At 28.7% G+C, this 19,988-nt stretch carries 18 protein-coding genes; all 18 read right to left on the reverse strand.

All coding sequences use genetic code 11. From position 1 onward, the window contains the following. Positions 1-9: 9 nt before the first annotated feature. Positions 10-2,070, reverse strand: a complete 2,061-nt coding sequence (locus tag NG904_RS04820) for an HD family phosphohydrolase (protein ID WP_252230218.1) — start codon at positions 2,068-2,070, stop codon at positions 10-12. Between the two features lie 34 nt (positions 2,071-2,104). Beyond that, positions 2,105-3,235, reverse strand: coding sequence for a sporulation protein YqfD (gene yqfD / locus NG904_RS04825; RefSeq protein ID WP_252230220.1), 1,131 nt, complete (start codon positions 3,233-3,235; stop codon positions 2,105-2,107). A gap of 2 nt (positions 3,236-3,237) precedes the next feature. After that, positions 3,238-3,516 carry a sporulation protein YqfC gene (yqfC, locus tag NG904_RS04830; RefSeq protein ID WP_252212592.1) on the reverse strand — a complete coding sequence of 93 codons (279 nt, stop codon included), beginning with the start codon at positions 3,514-3,516 and terminating at the stop codon, positions 3,238-3,240. Between the two features lie 336 nt (positions 3,517-3,852). Continuing rightward, on the reverse strand, positions 3,853-4,302 hold the full coding sequence (locus NG904_RS04835; protein ID WP_035784011.1) for a GatB/YqeY domain-containing protein: 450 nt from the start codon (positions 4,300-4,302) through the stop codon (positions 3,853-3,855). Positions 4,303-4,331: 29 nt separating this feature from the next. Further along, the gene (gene rpsU, locus NG904_RS04840) at positions 4,332-4,508 is read right to left on the reverse strand and encodes a 30S ribosomal protein S21 (protein ID WP_003371500.1); all 177 of its coding nucleotides are present in this window, start codon (positions 4,506-4,508) and stop codon (positions 4,332-4,334) included. A 136-nt stretch (positions 4,509-4,644) separates the two neighbouring features. Beyond that, on the reverse strand, positions 4,645-4,989 hold the full coding sequence (locus NG904_RS04845) for a histidine triad nucleotide-binding protein (RefSeq protein ID WP_252212593.1): 345 nt from the start codon (positions 4,987-4,989) through the stop codon (positions 4,645-4,647). Positions 4,990-5,206: 217 nt separating this feature from the next. After that, positions 5,207-6,511 (reverse strand): tRNA (N(6)-L-threonylcarbamoyladenosine(37)-C(2))-methylthiotransferase MtaB, encoded by a 1,305-nt coding sequence (mtaB, locus tag NG904_RS04850; protein WP_252230222.1) that lies wholly within the window; start codon positions 6,509-6,511, stop codon positions 5,207-5,209. Next, complete coding sequence (locus tag NG904_RS04855; protein ID WP_252230224.1) at positions 6,511-7,275, reverse strand: 16S rRNA (uracil(1498)-N(3))-methyltransferase; 765 nt, start codon at positions 7,273-7,275, stop codon at positions 6,511-6,513. Before NG904_RS04855 ends, mtaB begins: the two co-directional genes overlap by 1 nt. An 80-nt stretch (positions 7,276-7,355) precedes the next feature. After that, positions 7,356-8,297, reverse strand: a complete 942-nt coding sequence (gene prmA / locus NG904_RS04860) for a 50S ribosomal protein L11 methyltransferase (RefSeq protein ID WP_252230226.1) — start codon at positions 8,295-8,297, stop codon at positions 7,356-7,358. Positions 8,298-8,328: 31 nt separating this feature from the next. After that, on the reverse strand, positions 8,329-8,988 hold the full coding sequence (trmB, locus tag NG904_RS04865; protein WP_252230228.1) for a tRNA (guanosine(46)-N7)-methyltransferase TrmB: 660 nt from the start codon (positions 8,986-8,988) through the stop codon (positions 8,329-8,331). Positions 8,989-9,248: 260 nt separating this feature from the next. Then, positions 9,249-10,799 (reverse strand): nitrite/sulfite reductase, encoded by a 1,551-nt coding sequence (locus NG904_RS04870; RefSeq protein ID WP_252230230.1) that lies wholly within the window; start codon positions 10,797-10,799, stop codon positions 9,249-9,251. 219 nt (positions 10,800-11,018) lie between these two features. After that, positions 11,019-12,137 (reverse strand): molecular chaperone DnaJ, encoded by a 1,119-nt coding sequence (dnaJ, locus tag NG904_RS04875; protein WP_252230232.1) that lies wholly within the window; start codon positions 12,135-12,137, stop codon positions 11,019-11,021. A gap of 103 nt (positions 12,138-12,240) precedes the next feature. Next, a complete protein-coding gene (gene dnaK, locus NG904_RS04880; protein ID WP_252230234.1) occupies positions 12,241-14,091 on the reverse strand; it encodes a molecular chaperone DnaK in 1,851 nt (616 codons plus the stop codon). A gap of 78 nt (positions 14,092-14,169) precedes the next feature. Beyond that, entirely contained in the window at positions 14,170-14,790 is a 621-nt protein-coding gene (grpE, locus tag NG904_RS04885) for a nucleotide exchange factor GrpE (RefSeq protein WP_252230236.1), read from the reverse strand. Positions 14,791-14,828: 38 nt separating this feature from the next. After that, a complete protein-coding gene (hrcA, locus tag NG904_RS04890; protein WP_252230238.1) occupies positions 14,829-15,860 on the reverse strand; it encodes a heat-inducible transcriptional repressor HrcA in 1,032 nt (343 codons plus the stop codon). Positions 15,861-16,044: 184 nt separating this feature from the next. After that, positions 16,045-17,184: a radical SAM family heme chaperone HemW gene (gene hemW, locus NG904_RS04895; RefSeq protein ID WP_252212604.1), complete on the reverse strand. Its 1,140-nt coding sequence runs from the start codon at positions 17,182-17,184 to the stop codon at positions 16,045-16,047. A 261-nt stretch (positions 17,185-17,445) separates the two neighbouring features. After that, the gene (gene lepA / locus NG904_RS04900; protein ID WP_252212605.1) at positions 17,446-19,248 is read right to left on the reverse strand and encodes a translation elongation factor 4; all 1,803 of its coding nucleotides are present in this window, start codon (positions 19,246-19,248) and stop codon (positions 17,446-17,448) included. Positions 19,249-19,391: 143 nt separating this feature from the next. Continuing rightward, positions 19,392-19,772 (reverse strand): sporulation-related protein NgaS, encoded by a 381-nt coding sequence (locus tag NG904_RS04905; RefSeq protein ID WP_252230240.1) that lies wholly within the window; start codon positions 19,770-19,772, stop codon positions 19,392-19,394. Between the last annotated feature and the right edge of the window lie 216 nt (positions 19,773-19,988).

Genomic DNA, 19,988 nt, shown 5'->3' on the forward strand with positions numbered 1-19,988 from the left:
ACACTCTCCCTACAATTTTTCTTTTGGATATTCAATTCTTTGATGATATATACCATTTAATGCATTTAAAAAGCATAATCTTATCTTTTCAATATCCTTAAGTGTTAAATCACAATTGATTAATTGATTGGAATTTAACTTATCCTTTATTATGTTATTAACCATTTCCTCTATTTTTTCTTTGTTAGGCTCTTTTATCGATCTAACCGCTGCTTCTATTCCATCTGCAAGCATTACTATACCAGCTTCTTTGCTACTTGGAATAGGTCCTGAATACCTATAATCTTTTTCCTTTATATCATCTGGATTTTCAGCATTATTTTTCATAGTATAATAAAAATATTTTACCAAGGTAGTTCCATGGTGTTCTGCTATAATATCTTGAATTATAGGAGGCAACTTATGTTCTTTAGCTAATCTTAATCCATCTTTAACATGTGATATTATAATGTGTGTACTAAGTTTAGCGCTTATCTTATCATGTGGATTTTCTCTACCAATTTGATTTTCCCCAAAGAAATAAGGTCTTTCAGTCTTACCTACATCATGATAATAAGCTCCAATTCTAGCTACTACTGGATTTGCTCCAACTTCTTCTGCTGCCATCTCTGCAAGGTTTGCAACTAACATACTATGATGATATGTCCCTGGTGCCTCCATGAGTAACTTTTTTAATAGTGGATTATTAGGATTTGATAATTCTAATAACTTAATCGTAGTAACTTCATTAAAGGTACCTTCTAAAAATGGTAGTACTCCTAATGCAAAGATTCCTGATAACACTCCTCCAATTATAGAGAATAAACTTACTATGAAAATTTCCTTTAAATTACTAGATATAATAACTCCTGTAGCTAATGTTAATATTGAGCTAACTACTGATATATATAATGTTGCATATATAAGTTCATTCCTCTGTTGCATTTTCTTTAGCATAACAGCACCTAAAATAGCATTTATAAATACTAATAACATCACTTGTGGATCAAATTCAACCAGTGCACTAATTACGGCTGAATTAAAAATACTTATTATAATTGAAATTTTATAATTTAAAAGTAATGTGAGCAACATAGATCCAAATGCAAAGGGAATTAAAAATGCCGAAACAGCTCCAATGCTTCTAGCTAAAATAAGAGAAAGTATATTAATTAAACTAATAAGAATTAATCTTTTAGCATTAAAAAATATTTCCTTATAGTTTAAATATATATAACTATATTGCAAAAATAATATAACAAATAAAAATAGTGCTAAAGATAAATATACATATACATATTTGCCTGTTATTCCATTATCAAGAAGTCCTAATTCGTTTATTATAGCAATTTGTTCTGCTGTTACAGGTTCTCCTTCTTTTATTATAATTTGATTTTTCTTTATTATAACTTTAGAAGTACTTTTTTGGGCTTCTTTTTGCATTTCTTCAGTTTTTTCACTATCATAAAATAAATTTGGATTTATTTGTGATTTTGTTATATTAACTAATATTTCTTTTAACGGAGTTGCTATATTAAATTCTTCAATAGCATTTATTCCTTCTTTTTTTGCATTTTCAAGTGAACTTTCATTATTTTCTTGAATATCTTTCTTATAAATCTTATCAATTATATTGACTATTTTTCCTTCTAAGTCAATTAATGTTTCTTTAGGTGTATTTATTAATTCTTTGTATTCACTATCTGTTAATTTAAATTGCGTTATTTTTCTTAATTCAGTTATTTTACTTGCTTCATCCATATTTGTTGCATTTAAATTTAATACTTCATCAAATAAAGACTTTATATTATCTTCTGCTTGAACTTTAACTTCATTTTTTACTGTATACTGCTTATCAACTTTTTCTATAGCTTCACTTTCTTTTTCTTTTGTTGCTTTTTGATCTATTGTATCTCTTGGTGCTTTTATATCAACTCTAGCTATGTCGCCCTCTTGCAAATCAAACTGTTTAGGTGCTATTGCTGTTAAAAGTAAAAGATATGACACAATAAATACAGTACCAAACAAAGCCAAATACTTTGATTTTTTTGACTTCAAATTCTGTAGTTTCTTATTATTTTTTGATTTCATGTTAATCACCTTCTCATCGCTAACATTGAAAGTATTAAGATATATTTTCAGCTATATCTTGTTCAACCGTAAAAATCACCTTTATACATATTGTATCTTTAGAAATATTTTCTATATTTACTTTATTGTCTATTATTTTAGCATCATTAGTTAAATCCTTTTGTAATGATTTTCTTAATTTTTCTACTGCATCTTCTACAGCTTTATCCTTATCTAAATTAACACTTTTTCCTTCTTTTCTAAAATATATTACTTGATTTAATAAACCACCAGTTTCCTCTATTTTATCATAATATTTAAAATCATTTATAGCTTTTTTTAGATAAATTTTCTTATCCGAAAAGTTTACATAAATTTCTCTATCTTTTTCCCCAGTTCTTTGGATTTTTTCCCCACTTATTTGTACTTCCATTGACTTTTCGTAAAAAGTGTTAGCTATTACACTGCCACTTGGCTTAACTTCTTTTTCAAAGCCTTCTTTGCCTTGTATTGGCAAAATTAAAACATTACCTGTTTTTACTATATCTCCAGGTTTTACTGCTGGATTTCCTGAAAAAGTAAATACCCTTTTAATTTCTCCATCCATCTTAGCTAGCACTTGCTCTGGTAATACTTTTTCTGTAACTGGTGGATTAACTTTTTCTGCTACAATTACTCTTAATGTGGATCCTTCTATTCTAGCTCTTACCCACATAACTTCTGAATCTAAATCTTCCATCTTTTTTTCTATATTATATACATTTATATCAGATTTTTTTAATCCTGGTTTTATGCCTATAGATGTAAGTTCCTTTCTAACCTCAAATGGTGATAAATTATTTCTAGTTTGTATATCTATGGCCCAGATATAATTAGATAATAAGTATAAAACCAATAAAAATACTCCTGCTCCAATACATAATGATAATTTTCTTTTTATTGATAATAGTAAAACTATTATACCACTTTTCCCAACAATTCTGACTTTTCCTTTAGTCCTTTTAACTACCTCTTCCACTTCTTTATATGAATCAAAAGGTATCTGAAACCTTACTGTAGTTATATTAAGTTTAACTATTTTTGATACATTTATTCCTTTTTGCCAAAGTATGTTCAATGTCTTTTCAGGTATTAGACTGTTAACTTCTATTGTTATTTTTCCTACTTTAAACTTATCTAATATCATATTTATCCCTCATAAGATATTCCTCTAAAAATTCCACTTATAGTAATGGTATTATCTCCTATAAAAAGTATTTCAAATTTTTCACCTTCTACTATAACTGCACCAATTCTAGAGTTTATTTTTATCATGTTATTGTCAAAAGTCATAATACCCTTATGATTTTCAATTGTTATTTCCTTATTTCCTACAACAATGATCTTTGGCAAATCTAAAACAACATCTGTGGGAAACTCTAATTTATCAAATACTTTTTCTCGCCCTCTTTGAAACTTATCTTCCATATTCTCCTCCTCTATACCCAAATACTCTGCTATTGTAATCTATGATTAAATAATTAAATTAATTCATTAAAATTTACCATACATTGTATTTTGTATATAAAACAGTTTTTGAAAATTAAAGTTCAAGTTAGTGCTTACTAAAAATACTATATATTAAAATATTATTTAAATTATAGTGTAATAAAACTCTTAATTTCAGATGATGTAGCTTCTTTGAGAATTTTTTCATAATTACTTGGACAACAAAAAAATCCTTATGTTTAACAATATATTAAACATAAGGATTTTTTGTATAGCTTATAAATAATAAAAGAACTCAAAAAAAGAGTTCTTTTATTATTTATTTAAATATTCCTTAACAATCTGACTTACAAGTTTACCATCAGCTCTGCCTACAATTTTAGGTCTTATAGCCGACATAACTTTACCCATATCTTTAATGCTACTTGCACCCATTTCTTCAGCTGAATCTTTTACTATTTGTTTTATTTCTTCTTCGCTTAACTGCTGAGGAAGGTATTCCAACAAAATTTCTAGCTCAGCATTACACTGATCCACTAAATCTTGTCTATTTCCTTTTTCGAATTCAAGCATAGATTCTCTTCTTTGCTTAACTTCTTTTGCTAAAATATTGATAACTTCATCATCCTCAAGCTTAACATTATCAGTTTTCTCAACTAATAATATAGCAGATCTAGCTGTACTAATTGTATTAGCTTTAAATTTATCTTTAGCCTTTAAAGCGGCTTTCCAGTCTTCTTGAAGTTTTTCCTTAATTGTTGGCATTGTTATACCTTCTTTCAAAAGAAACCATTTTATTTAAACTTTCTCTTTCTAGCAGCTTCTGATTTTTTCTTTTTCTTAACGCTTGGCTTTTCATAATGTTCTCTCTTTCTTACTTCTGAAAGAACCCCAGCTCTAGCACACTTCTTTTTAAATCTTCTTAAAGCACTTTCAAGTGTCTCGTTTTCTCCAACTTTAATTTCTGACATTTACTATCCCTCCCTCCGCTAGCTTAAATTAATTAACTCAGCTATGGGCTTTATAACACACGGTATATTATACAATATTACAATGATTAATGTCAACAACTTAGAATAAAATGTCTGACTAATTATATTGTAAATTTTAACCTGGTGGCCATTGCAAGTTTCTACCAGCTAAAATATGAAAATGCATATGATTTACCGTTTGGCCACCATCTTCTCCACAATTGTTCACTATTCTATATCCACTTTCAGCAATACCAAGCTCTACTACTAGTTTATTAATTACTTTAAAGATGTGTGAAACTACATTAATATTTTTTTCATTTAATTCATTTGCACTTTTTATATGTTCCTTAGGAATAATTAAAAAATGAACTGGTGCTTCTGGATTTATATCATAAAAAGCATATACAAGTTCATCTTCGTATAACTTTTTGCTTGGAATATCACCTTTTATAATTTTACAAAATATACAATCTACCATAAATTCACCTCCTAAAAAATATTATCAAAATGTTCCGTTCTAATACAATATTGATATATGCATAATCAAAACTCTTATCATAATTCTAAAATTCCAATCACAATGTCACTTCATCTATTGCATATATAAATATATATTTAAAACATAGCCTATTAGAAAATATAATTTTATATATAATTATATTTTCTTATTTTTACACATTTATTATACCAAATCTTTACTTTATTTTCCCAATAATATAATTATCTTCGTAATCTTCTATATTGCAATTCATAATTTTGCCTATCATCTTTTCATTTGCATCAGAAATCTCAGCTTTTACATAGTTTTTTGTATATCCTTCAAACTTTCCTGCTTTATGCGGACATTCTCTTTCTATTAAAACACCCATATCTCTGCCAACTAGTTTCTTAATAAATTCTATTTCATTTTCTTTATTTAACTCTGATAATATTTTACTTCTTTTATCTTTAATAGTTCCATCTATTTGATTTGGCATTTCTGCTGCTTTAGTTCCCTTTCTAGGACTATATTTAAATAAATGAACTTTAGTTAATTTTAAATTCTTTAAATATTCATATGTCTCATTAAACTCTTCTTCAGTTTCACCAGGGAAACCTACTATTAAATCAGTTGTAATTGATACATCTTCAATATTCTCTCTTAGTGTTTGAACTGTTTTAGCATATTCTTCTGCAGTATATCTTCTATTCATTCTCTTTAAAGTATCATTAGAACCACTTTGAAGTGATAAATGAAAATGAGGACATAATTTTTTCATGTTTTTTATTTTATTTATTACTTCATCAGTAAAAAATGCTGGTTCTATAGAACCAATTCTAACTCTATCTATTCCGTCTATCTTTTCTATGTCTTCCAGTAAGCTTATTAGCGTAATGTCTGAGCCTAGATCCACTCCATAAGAAGCTGTATGTATACCAGATAAGATAACTTCCTTAAATCCATGCTCTGCTAATTTCTTTACTTCTTCAATAACTTTTTCTGGATTTTTAGAACAAGTAGCACCTCTTGCATATGGAATCAAACAAAATGTACAAAATCTATTACATCCATCTTGTATTTTTAAAAATGCTCTAGTTTTATCTTGATATTCTTCTATATTAAGTTCTTCGAATTCTTTATTTCTAAGAACTTCATTGACACTTACTTGTATTGCTTTTTCATCTCTAGCTTTATTAACAAAATATACTATATCGCCTTTATTTCTTGTTCCTAAAACAACATCTACACCTTCAATTTTAGAAACTTCTTCTGGAGCTATTTGAGAATAACATCCAACTACTGCAATTATAGCATCACTATTAGTTCTTCTAGCCTTGCTTATTATTTGTCTTGATTTTTTATCCCCCATGTTTGTAACTGTACATGTATTTATAACATAAACATCAGCAAAATCATCAAAGTCAGTAACACTATAACCTTCTCTTATAAACTTTTCTGTCATCGCTTCAGTTTCATATTGATTAACTCTACATCCTAATGTGGCAAATGCAACTTTCATTAAACATTTCCTCCTAAATCTGCTAATTCATATTGTATTAAAGAAATAGCTACAAATCCTGCTGTTTCTGTACGTAAAATTCTATTGCCTAGAGTTATTATATAGGCACCTTTGTGTTTTAAAGTTTCAATTTCACTTTCTTCAAATCCACCTTCTGGTCCTATTACAACTCCTATATTTTCTATAGAATTTAAATCTACATTTTTATCACTTAGTTCTTTTACAAGACTTTTGAAACCAAAATTTTCTGCGTTTTCATAAGGGACTAAAATTAGATCTAATCTTTGTAGTTCATTTAAAGCTTCGTCAAACTCAACAACTTCTCTTACATTTGGTATAATACTTCTTTTTGATTGCTTAGCTGCCTCTAACGCAATTCTATTTAGTCTTTCAAGCTTTTTAAATTCGCCCTTTAATTTAACATCTACTCTATCTGTTATTATCGGCACAAATTCTTTTATACCAAGTTCCGTTCCTTTTTGAACTATCAAATCCATCTTTTGCCCTTTAGGTAATCCTTGAAATAAAGTTATATTTACTCTACTTTCATTATTAGTACTTAATTCTTCTAATATATTTACTATTACCTCTTGTTTTCCAACAGATTCAATTTCTCCTAAGTATTCTTTACCTTCACAGTTATTTAAAACTACTTTTTCACCCTGATTTAAACGTAAAACCTTATATATATGTTTTACATCATCACCAAGTATTTTTCCCTCTTTTTCTGTGATATTGCATGCTGAAGTAAAAAACTTATGCATAAAAATCTCCTTCATTAAATAAATTCAAAATTATTTTTAGCTTCATTACTTTGCTCTATTTTAATCAATGTTAAAAAACATTATTTTAATTTAGCAACTATACAATTCCATTCTCCATCTTTGTTTACTTCCATAACCTCAAATCCACATTCATCAAGCTTTGAAGTAACCATGTCTACTCTTTCATGTATTATTCCTGAAGTAATAAATAATCCACCTTTATTTAGAGCTTTACTAACATCATCTGTTAATATACAAATAATTTCTGCTATTATATTTGCAACTACTATATCAGCTTTACCATCAATTACATCAAGAAGATTTCCTTCTAATATTTCAATATTATCTAAATCATTTAATCCTACATTTTCTTTAGCAGATTCAACTGCTACTGGATCTAAATCAACTCCTAAAGCTAATTTTGCTCCAAGCTTTGCTGCAGCTATAGCTAAAATACCAGAACCACAACCAACATCAAAAACAGTTGAATCTTTTTTCACATACTTTTCTAGTGCTTTAACACACATTCTTGTAGTTTCATGTGTTCCTGTACCAAATGCCATTCCTGGATCTAATTCAATGACTAACTCTTCATCTTTAGGTGCATATTCTTCCCACATAGGTTTTACAACTATTCTGTCTGTAATATTTGATGGTTTATAGTACTTCTTCCAGTTGTTTGCCCAATCTTCTTCTTTTATCTTGTCACATTCAACTATACCTTTTCCTATATCTATTCCCATGTCTTGAATTTCTTTAATTTTTTCCTTTGTAATTGAAACTATTTCTTCTAAATTATCGTCTCCAGAGAAATAAGCTTTAACTACTGCAAATTCACCTTTATGCTCTAATACGTTTATGTCTGCAAAATCCCAAGTTAATGGGCCTTGATCTCTTGTTAATAAATCGTTTGGGTCTTCTACAGCAACCCCTTGACTGTTTAATCCATAAAATATTCCTGATATAGGTTCTATTGCTTCGCAACTTGTTATTACTCTAACTTCTATCCATACTCCGTTCATATTAAATCACTCCTACACTTATTTTAATTTTTTAGTCTTCTTTTATTGCTATTAAAAATTTAGTTTTTATTCCTTGTTCCGTAAACATTCTTTCATGTTCAGTTTGAACATTTCCTTCAAAGCCACTAGTATGTAAATCATAAGTTATATATTCAATTCTAAACTTACCTTCTTTAAAATATTCAAGAGATTCTTCAAATAATTCATCATCATCTGTCTTAAACCAAATCTCTCCATTTTCTTTTAAAAAGTTTCTATATTGAGTTAACTGTCTTGTATGAGTTAATCTTCTCTTCTTATGTTTCTTTTTAGGCCAAGGATTGCAAAAATTAATATAAATTCTACTTATGTTGTCATTTTCACCTAACATTTCATTAATAAGACCAATCTCTTGAGCCATCAATTTAATATTATTTAATTCTTTGTTTTTCTCGTTATATGCTTTTTCTATATTTCTTTTAGCTAAACCTAGCACTTCGTCTTTTATATCAATTGCAATATAATTAATATTTTCATTATCAGAACCATGTACAGCTACAAACACACCTTTACCGCATCCAAGTTCTAAGTAAATAGGATTTTCATTGTTAAATGATTCCTTCCACTTACCTTTGTTTTCTTTAGGATTTACAATAAAAAAATTACAACTTTCAAGTTCTGGTCTTGCCCATGGCTTTTTTCTCATTCTCATTGTTAATTCACTCCATCTTTTATCTAATGCCTTATAAGTTTAATATCAAACCAATAAGACCTATGTATTTCCTTAATAAAAAAAGAATTCTTTTGCTTATTTTAGCATTAAAATTCACTTTATCATTCATAATAATTATACATATATCGAAATATATTGCAATTATATAAAATTTGAAACACTTCTATTTAATTGGTTTTATAAAATATAAAAAGCTATTTATTTCCCAAAAAATCAAGAAATAAATAGCTAATCTATACTTATTTTTTAAATTTATTTACTAATGCTTCAAATTCCTCTTCATGATCCTTTAGATAATCATGAAAATTAACATTATATTTTTCCAATAATAATGCTAATTCATAAAGAAATTTTGGAATATCTTCTGTTAAAATGTCTCCATATATTTTACCAAGTCTTGCATTGCCTTCTTCAAAAGATCCATTTATATGAAGTTCAAATACATCTTTAGTTTCATCATTTACTCTCTTCTTCTTTCCTGTAAATCCAATCAAAGCGACTTCATGAATACCACATGAATTTCCACAGCCGGATATATGAACTCTAGGCAATACATCCTTTCTATAATTTTTCTCTTTAAAATATTTTAGTATATTATCTAATATACCTTGGCTATTTAATATGCCTATTTGACATGTAGGTACTCCTATACAAGATATACTTTGTTCTAATGTAGTTTCTCCACCTAAATCTTTTGTAGCTTCTAAAAGCCTTTTAGCTTCTTCTCCATTTAAATTTCTAATATACATGCCTTCTGTCATAGTAAGTCTTATTTCTACATCTTTAATATTTTCAATTTCATCAATAATTAATTTTAAATCTTTAAGATATAATTGACCTCCTATGGGATGGAAGTATACACTATATAATCCATTTTGCTTTTGCTCATACAATCTATTATGTTCTAAATCAATTTCTATACCTTCTTTGTTGCACTCTGATACATGTAAATGTAAAGTCAAATCTTCTTTGTCCTTTAATTCTTTCAAGTGTTTTTTATAGCAATTTAAAAATTCTTCTGGTCCCATTCGATCTATTATATATCTTATACGTGCTTTGTTTTTATTCTCATAGTCACCTTCTGCCATAAATAGATTTGTCATAGCTTCAACATGATATAAGACGTCACTAGGATCTATAAGTTCATCATACACAATTCCTAACTTTGGATTTCTTCCTAACCCTCCGCCTATGTATACCTTAAAATACTTTTTACCATTTTCTACAACTGCTAAAAATCCTAAGTCTGTAACAGTAGAATGTCCACAATCCATATTACTGCTTGAAAATGAAACCTTAATTTTTCTTGGAAGATTATATGTATTTATTTTTCTTAAAAAATGATTATTTACCGCTAATGCATAAGGTGTAACATCAAAAGCTTCATACCTATCTACACCTGCTAGTGGAGACATTGCAACATTTCTTGGATAATTTCCACCTGCTCCTCTAGTATATATATTATGTTCTAATCCTTCTTTCATTATTTCACATGCATCATCTATAGATATATCATGAAATTGAACAGCTTGCCTTGTAGTTAAATGTATCTTTTCTAAATTATACTTTTTAGCCATATCATATATAAATTTTAATTCATCTACATGTGTTATTCCTGATGGTATTCTAAGACGCACCATAAATTTTTCACCGCCACGATGAGCATATGTTCCCATGCCACCAGATATTTTCTTAAAATCCATTGCCGACATTTTACCTTCACAAAAATCATGACCTATTTTTCTGAAATCTTCTATTTCATCTAACAAAACTTTTTTCAACCTATCCATTAAAACCTACCTACCTTTGCTTTAAGATTAACAATAAACAAACATTTATAAATTCCTCTACTCACTAGCTTTATATTATAATATAACCCATCTTTAAAATATCCCTAAAATTAAAATAGTGCTTATATTACAGTATTATCTTTATATATATTTCACTTTATTATGCAAAAAAATCGTTTCAAATTATATTAAAATTTGAAACGATTTTTTATTTAAAAATTATTTTTTTCTTCCGAAAAATGTTTTCTTAGAATTATGAGTATTTTCATTCATTTCTTCACCGCAAGCTTCCATAAACGTATATAACGCTTCTTTTTGCTTTTGATTTAATCCTTTTGGTATATCAACAATAACTCTTACATATTGATCACCTTTTCCAGTAGAATTAACTCTAGCAACACCTTTTCCTTTTAATCTAAATAGTGTTCCTGATTGTGTTCCTTCAGGAATAGTATATTTCACATTTCCTTCTACTGTTTTAACTGTAATCTCTGTACCAAGAGCTGCTTTAGCCATTGATATATGAGTATCTATATAAATATCATTTCCTTTTCTTGTGAATTCCTTTGATTGAGCTACATTTATTCTAATGTATAAATCTCCAGGACTTCCCCCTCTTAAGCCATGTTCACCTTGTCCTCTAAGAGGCATAACATTTCCAGTATCAACTCCCGCAGGAATATTTACGTTTATCTTTCTTGTCTTTCTAACATTTCCATTTCCTCTACAATGTGTACAAGGTTTTTCAATTATATTTCCTGTACCACTACATCTATCACAAGTTGATGTTGATACAAAACTTCCAAGTGGAGTTTGTCTTTGTACTCTTACTTGACCTGAGCCGCCACAAGTTGGACAAGTCTTCTTAGAAGTTCCAGGTTCAGCACCTGAACCATTACAGTGTTCACAACTTTCGCTTCTATTAACTGTAATTTCCTTTTCAACTCCAAAAACAGCTTCTTCAAAAGTTAATGTTAATGTATATTCAATGTCATTTCCTCTAACTGGTCCATTTCTTCTACGTGTACTTGAACCGCCAGTAAACATATCAAAAATATCTCCAAAGCCGCCCATATCAAAGCCACCAAAGCCACCTGATCCAAATCCACCGCCATTAAAATCAGCACTTCCAAACTGATCATAATTAGATTTTTTTTCCGGATCAGAAAGCACTTGATACGCTTCATTTATCTCTTTAAATTTTTCTTCTGCTTCTGCATTTCCCTTATTCTTATCGGGATGATACTTAATAGCTAATTTTCTAAAAGCTTTTTTTATTTCATCATCACTTGCACCTTTTTGAAGTCCAAGAACTTCATAATAATCTTTATTTGCCATTTATTAATGTTCACCACCTAGTTTTGTTTTCTACCTTAAAGAGGGAAGACGAGCATTGCCTTCCCTCTGAATTATTATATTAGATAACTAGAATATAGTAAAATTATTTATCATCATCTACTTTAAAATCAGCATCTACAACATTGTCATCATGTGGTGCTTGCTCTGCTCCACCTGCTGCATTTGGATCAAATCCACCAGCTTGAGATGGATCTCCACCTGCTGCTGCATAAACTTTAGAAGATACAGCATAGAATTCTTGAGTTAATTCTTCTGTAGCTTTCTTTATAGCTTCTAAATCTTCTCCATCTTTTATAGCTTTAAGAGCTTCTAATTTTTCAGTAACTTTAGCTTTGTCTTCTGCTGATACTTTATCTCCAAGTTCAGTTAAGGCTTTTTCTGTTTGATAGATTAATTGATCTGCATTATTTAAAGTTTCTACCTTTTCTTTTCTCTTCTTATCTTCTTCTGCAAATTTTTCTGCTTCTTTTACAGCCTTATCTATTTCTTCATCATTTAAGTTAGTAGATGCAGTAATAGTTATATTAGCTTCTTTTCCTGTTCCTTTATCTAATGCTGATACTTTAACAATACCATTAGCATCAATATCAAAAGTAACTTCAATTTGAGGAATTCCTCTTGGTGCTGGAGCTATTCCTGATAAAGTAAATCTTCCTAATGATTTATTATCCATAGCCATTTGTCTTTCACCTTGAACTACATTTATTTCAACTGATGTTTGACTATCTGCTGCTGTTGAGAATATTTGACTCTTTTTAGTTGGAATAGTTGTATTTCTTTCAATTAATGGAGTTGCTATTCCACCAGCTGTTTCTATTCCTAAAGTTAATGGTGTAACATCTAATAATAATACATCTTTAACTTCTCCTGTTAATACTCCTGCTTGAACTGCAGCTCCTACTGCTACACATTCATCCGGATTAACTCCCTTTGATGGATCTTTTCCTGTAAAGTTTTTAACTGCTTCTACAACAGCAGGTATTCTTGTTGATCCACCAACTAAGATTATTTTTTCAATTTCATCTATAGAAATTGCAGCATCACTTAATGCTTTTTTCATAGGTTCAATACTTCTTTTAACTAAGTCATTAGTAATTTCATTGAATTTAGCTCTTGTTAAGTTTAGGTCTATATGTTTTGGACCTGTTGCATCAGCTGTTATAAATGGTAAATTGATGTTTGTTTGCATTGATGAAGATAATTCAATCTTTGCTTTTTCTGCTGCTTCTTTTAATCTTTGAAGAGCCATTTTATCTTGTCTTAAATCAATTCCATTTTCTGCCTTAAATGTTTCTGCTATATAATCCATAACTTTTTGGTCGAAGTCATCTCCACCAAGTTTTGTATCACCATTAGTAGATAATACTTCAAATACTCCATCTCCTAATTCTAAGATAGATACATCAAAAGTACCACCACCTAAATCATAAACTAATATTTTATGATTTGAATCCATTTTATCTAATCCATAAGCTAAAGCTGCTGCTGTTGGTTCATTGATTATTCTTAATACTTCTAAACCAGCAATTTTACCTGCATCTTTTGTTGCTTGTCTTTCGCTATCATTAAAGTAAGCTGGTACTGTAATAACCGCTTGAGTTACACTTTCACCTAAATAGCTTTCAGCATCAGCTTTTATTTTTTGAAGTACCATAGCTGAAATTTCTTGTGGTGAATAGTTCTTACCATCTATGTCAACTTTATAAGAAGTTCCCATATGTCTCTTTATTGAGATAATAGTTTTGTCTGGATTTGTTATCGCTTGTCTTTTAGCTACTTGACCTACTAGTCTTTCTCCGCCAGCTTGGAAAGATACTACTGATGGAGTAGTTCTTGCTCCTTCTGAATTTGTTATAACAACAGGTTCTCCACCTTCCATAACTGCAACACATGAATTAGTTGTTCCTAAATCAATTCCTATTATTTTTCCCATAATATATTCCTCCTAAATTTGGTTTAATTTATTTGTATATTTTATTTAAATATTAGCCTCTTTTCATAGGCTAGTTAATTAGTTAGCTACTTTAACAACTGTATATCTAATTACTTTATCTTCTTTTTTATATCCTTTTAAGAAAACTTCTGCAATTTGATTTTTTCCCATATTCTCATCTTCTATATGCATTACTGCTTGATGAAGATTTGGATCAAAATCTGCTGATGCATCTATTTCTTCAACTCCTAGTTTTTCAAAAGAACCTTGGCAAGATTTTATTGTCATCTCTACACCTTTTTTTAGGTCCTCAAGACTTCCTTCTGCAGCAACTGCTCTTTCAAGATTATCTAAAACAGGAACTAATTCTTTTAATACATCTACACATGCATCTGAGTATATTCCTTGTTTTTCTTTAGTTGTTCTTTTTCTGTAGTTGTCATATTCAGCAGTAATTCTTAATACTCTATCATTTAAAGATTCCATTTCCTGCTTTAATTTTTCATTTTCTTCTTTATACTTTTTCATCATGCTAAGTTCATCCTCTTCTTCATTTAAAGATTCTTCAGAAGTTTCATCATTTAGATTTTCCTTATCATTATTTTCAATGTCATCTTCTTTTTTTTCATTTTCTTCGATAACATCTTCAATTACCTCTTCTACTTCTTCATTTTTTAAAGTTTCACCATTATATTCCATTTCTGAAATTACACCTCTTCTCTTATTGATTATAAAAATTATTTATTCTGATTATTTAACATATTGTTTAATTCTTTTACAATTTCAGCCATTATTGCTATTACTTTAGAATAATCTATTCTTCTAGGGCCTATTAATCCAATGGTTCCAATTGGTCTATTTCCAAAAGAATATTCTGCAGCTATTATGCTACATTCTTTGGCTTGTGGCTTATAATTTTCCTCACCTATTCTAATAGTTATATCTTCATTTGTTTTAAGTAAATCTCTTAATGACTCTTTATCATTAAAAAGAGATAACATTTCCTTAGCTTTTTCAATATCGTTGTATTCTGGATAGTTAAATATATTAGTAGTGCCCTCCATAATTAAATCAGGTGAATCTGCTGCATTTTTTAACGTTTCATATAATGGAGTTAACAGAGCATTAAATAATTCATCGTATCCTTGTAAATCTTCTTTTAATTGATTGATAACTTGTAAATTTATTTGTTCTATACAAAGATTTACGAGTCTCCTATTAATAACTGCATTTATCTTATTCAATTCCTCAATTGTAGGCGTTGAATTAACTCTTATTATATGATTTTTCATTACTCCAGCATCTGTTATTATTACTGATACTAATGTAGTACTATCTACTTTCATCAACTGAAGTGATTTAATAAAACTTTTATTTACTGATGGAGTTTGAACTACACAAGTTAAATTAGTAAGTTCTGATAATAAAGAACTTGTTTGTCTAACTATTTTATCTACTTCTAACATAGCCGTATCTATAATATATTGCTTTATTCTCAAATTTTCTTCAGGTGTTAGCAATTGATTTTCCATCAAATTATCAACATATAATCTATATCCCTTACTAGATGGAACTCTTCCTGACGAAGCATGAGGTTGTTCTAAATAACCCATATCTTCAAGATCTGCCATCTCATTTCTAATAGTTGCAGACCCTACCCCTAAGTTATACTTTTTAGCAATAGTTCTAGAGCCAACTGGATCTCCAGTATGAATATAATCATTGATAATAGCTTGAAGTATTTTTATTTTTCTATCATCAATAGTCATAATCTCACCTCTTTTGTTAGCACTCACTATGTTCGAGTGCTAATGACTATGTTTTTAATATAGTATTTATCATGTTTTTTGTCAATTCTATTTATATTTAATATAAAGATCTTCACTTCTTTTATTTGATTTTTTATTGACTTTTCTCCATTTTTCTCATTTTTACTCTAATTTACTATAAAAGTTATATTATAAAATCACTCATAACACTATTTGATACTTCTATTCCACGAGATGTCAAATATATTCTACCCCCATTACGAACTAATAATTCTTGTTTAATATTTTTATCAATTATGGTTCCATATACCTCGTCTATATCTTTTTTAAACCTCTCTTTAAATTCGCTTTCTTCTATTCCGCTGATCATTCTAAGCCCCATAAACATGAATTCTTCCATGTTATCATTTATATTATTTTTATAAATTTCATTTTCAACATTTTTATTATTATTTATATTTTTAATATAAAGTTCTATATCATCTATGTTTTTTATTCTTTTCCCATCAATATAAGAACTTGCTGAAGCTCCTAGTCCTAAATATTCATTTAATTTCCAATAAACTGTATTATGGTAACATTCTTTTTCATCTTTTGCAAAATTAGAAATCTCATATTGATTATATCCATTATCTTTCAAAAATTCTTTTGTGAGCAAATACATTTCTCTTTCTTCTTCTTCAGATGGTAAATTTAATTTATCTTTATTATATAAATTATAAAAACAAGTTCCCTCTTCAATTATTAGACTATATGCAGATATGTGTTCTGGATTAAATTCTATTATTTTCTCTAATGTTCTTCTCCAATCTTCTACACTTTGATTTGGCAATCCAAACATTAAGTCTATATTTATATTTGTAAATCCTACTTTTCTTGCCAATAAATAATTATTTTCAAATTCTTCAAGAGTATGAATTCTCCCGATTTCTTTTAAAAGAGATGATTTTGTAGATTGAAGTCCCATACTTATTCTATTTACATTATATTTTTTCATAATTTTTAGCTTATCTTCACTTAAACTACCAGGATTACATTCCATAGTAAATTCTAAATTTTCTTCTAATCTTAAAGTATTAATGCATTTTAAAAGCTTCTCTAATTCTATTTCATTTAAATAAGAGGGCGTACCACCTCCAATAAATATACTTTTAATTTTATAATTGCTAGATTTAGTTCTAATCTCCTTATTAAGTGCATTTACATACTCACTAATAAATTTTTCTTTTCCTGAATATGAGGGAAAATCACAATATAAGCATTTTTGCTTACAAAACGGAATATGTATATATAAAGATATTTCTTTTAAAAATAGTTCTTTCATCTTTTCTCCTCCTAATTAACACTTTTAATACTTTTAGATAGGCTATATTTTAACAGAATGTTGATATATGCATATATCAACAAATATTTAAAACATAGCCTTTAGACAAAAAAAGCTGACGTATTTGTCAGCTTTTTTCTTATGTTAATTTTTGGCTCTGTTTTAGCAGGGTGTTGATATATGCATAAGCAAAGTGGGCGGAGTAATTGAACTTTTACCTATTGTATATATCAACACACATTTAAAACAGAGCCTAATTTTTTAATCTACTTTTAATACTGCCATAAATGCTTCTTGTGGTACTTCAACAGAACCAACCTGTCTCATTCTCTTCTTACCTTCTTTTTGCTTTTCAAGTAATTTCTTCTTTCTTGAAATATCTCCACCATAACATTTAGCCAATACATCTTTTCTCATAGCTTTTACTGTTTCTCTTGCTATAATTTTTGAGCCAATTGCAGCTTGAATTGGAACTTCAAACATTTGTCTTGGAATTATTTCTTTTAACTTCTCAGCTATGCCTCTTCCTTTGCTATAAGCTCTTTCATCTGGAACTATCATTGATAATGCATCAACTACATCTCCATTTAATAAAATATCAAGCTTAACTAACTTAGTTGTCTTGTATCCTTTAAATTCATAATCTAAAGATGCGTATCCTCTAGTTCTAGATTTTAATGTATCGAAAAAGTCATAAACTATTTCATTTAGCGGCATATCATAAGTTATTACCGCTCTTGTTTCTTCTATATATTGCATGTCTATATAAATTCCACGACGTTCTTGACATAATTCCATAACAGCTCCAACATAATCAGTTGGTGTAATTATAGATGCTTTTACCACTGGTTCTTCCATAAAATCTATTTCTGTCATTGGTGGCAAATTAGTTGGATTAGTAATATCCAATACTTCACCATTTGTCTTAGTAACCTTATATATAACTGATGGTGCTGTAGTAATTATATCTAAATTAAATTCTCTTTCAACTCTTTCTTGAATTATTTCCATATGCAATAATCCTAGGAATCCACATCTGAAACCAAAACCTAATGCGATAGATGTTTCAGGTTCAAAGTTTAATGCTGCATCATTTATTTGTAATTTTTCTAATGCTTCTTTTAATTCATCGTACTTTGCTCCATCTACTGGATATATTCCTGAATAAACCATAGGTATTGCTGGTTTATATCCTGGTAATGCCTTTCCTGTTGGTCTACTAGCTTCTGTTATAGTATCACCAACTCTTGCATCTCTAACATTCTTTATTGATGCTGTTATGTAACCAACGTCTCCTGCGCTTAATTCTGGAACTGCAAGCGCGCTTGGAATAAACACACCTACTTCAGTTACATCATAAACTTTGTTAGTTGCCATAAGTTTTATTTTATCACCTGGTTTTACTTTACCATCAAGTACTCTTACAATAGATACAACACCCTTATAACTATCATAATAAGAATCAAAAATCAAAGCCTTTAAAGGTGCTTCTTCATCTCCATCAGGTGGAGGTAAAGTTTCAACTATACTTTCTAAAACCTGTTCTATATTTAAACCTGTTTTTGCTGAAATCATAGGTGCACTTCCTGCATCTATTCCTATTACATCTTCAATTTCTTGTTTTACTTCTTCTGGTCTAGCTGAAGGTAAATCAATTTTATTTATAACTGGTGAAATTTCTAAGTCATTATCTAAAGCTAAATAGCAATTTGCTAAAGTTTGAGCTTGAATCCCTTGAGTTGCATCAACTACTAATAAAGCACCTTCACATGCTGCTAAACTTCTAGAGACTTCATATGTAAAATCCACATGTCCTGGAGTATCTATAAGATTAAATATATACTCTTCTCCATTCTCTCTCCTATAGACTAATCTAGCTGCTTGAGACTTTATTGTTATGCCTCTTTCTCTTTCAATCTCCATATTATCTAAGATTTGTTCTTCCATTTCTCTCTTAGTTAATGTTCCTGTTGTTTCTAACAATCTATCTGCAAGTGTTGACTTACCGTGATCGATATGTGCTACTATTGAAAAATTTCGTATATATTTTTGTCTTTCACTCATATATATAACTACCTTAATAAGGCAGTTTAGTCACCCCCATTGTATTTAAATAAAACCTTTTATTTTTTTCAAGTGCCTAAATTATATCATACATGTATTTAATATTTCTATATAAAACTTTTTCAAACCCTTTTATCTAAATATTATTCTTTAGATTTATGAGTAAAATTATACGCATTTTCTTTTAAACCAGTAAAATTAATACTAATTTTGTTATATAAATTTTTTAACTTCTGTGTAAAAATAGATTCTTCATTAATTCTTAAGTCCTTATTACCTATTCTGATCAACAATTGTTTATCTTCTTCTTTATAAATTTTAATTGTTGAATTGTCTTTTATAAAATTTGAAAAGTCTTCTCCAAACTCTTCACTAACTAATTCGTAATTTTGCTTTGTATTTCCAAGTGGAGATAATGATTTTGTATTAATGATATTCACTTTTATAAGTCCACCTAATACAATTAAGATCAGCATAATTACTGGTAACATTCTTCTAAATATCCCGTGTTTTTTTTCTCTCATTTTAAAAGACCACCTTTAGATATATTTATCTAAATAATGGTCTTATTCCATTAATATTATTCATTATTTCTCTACTTTGCTTTAAATATATTTATATATGCAATAGGTAAAGTGGCATTGTAATTGGACTTTGAGAATTCTTAATGAGTATTGTCATATTTACTGCTTGTCAAAAGTGAATGTCCAAATTTTATATTTGGTTACATGAACTTTCAC

Source organism: Clostridium sp. ZBS15 (assembly GCF_023845705.1).
GTDB lineage: Bacteria > Bacillota > Clostridia > Clostridiales > Clostridiaceae > Clostridium > Clostridium aquiflavi.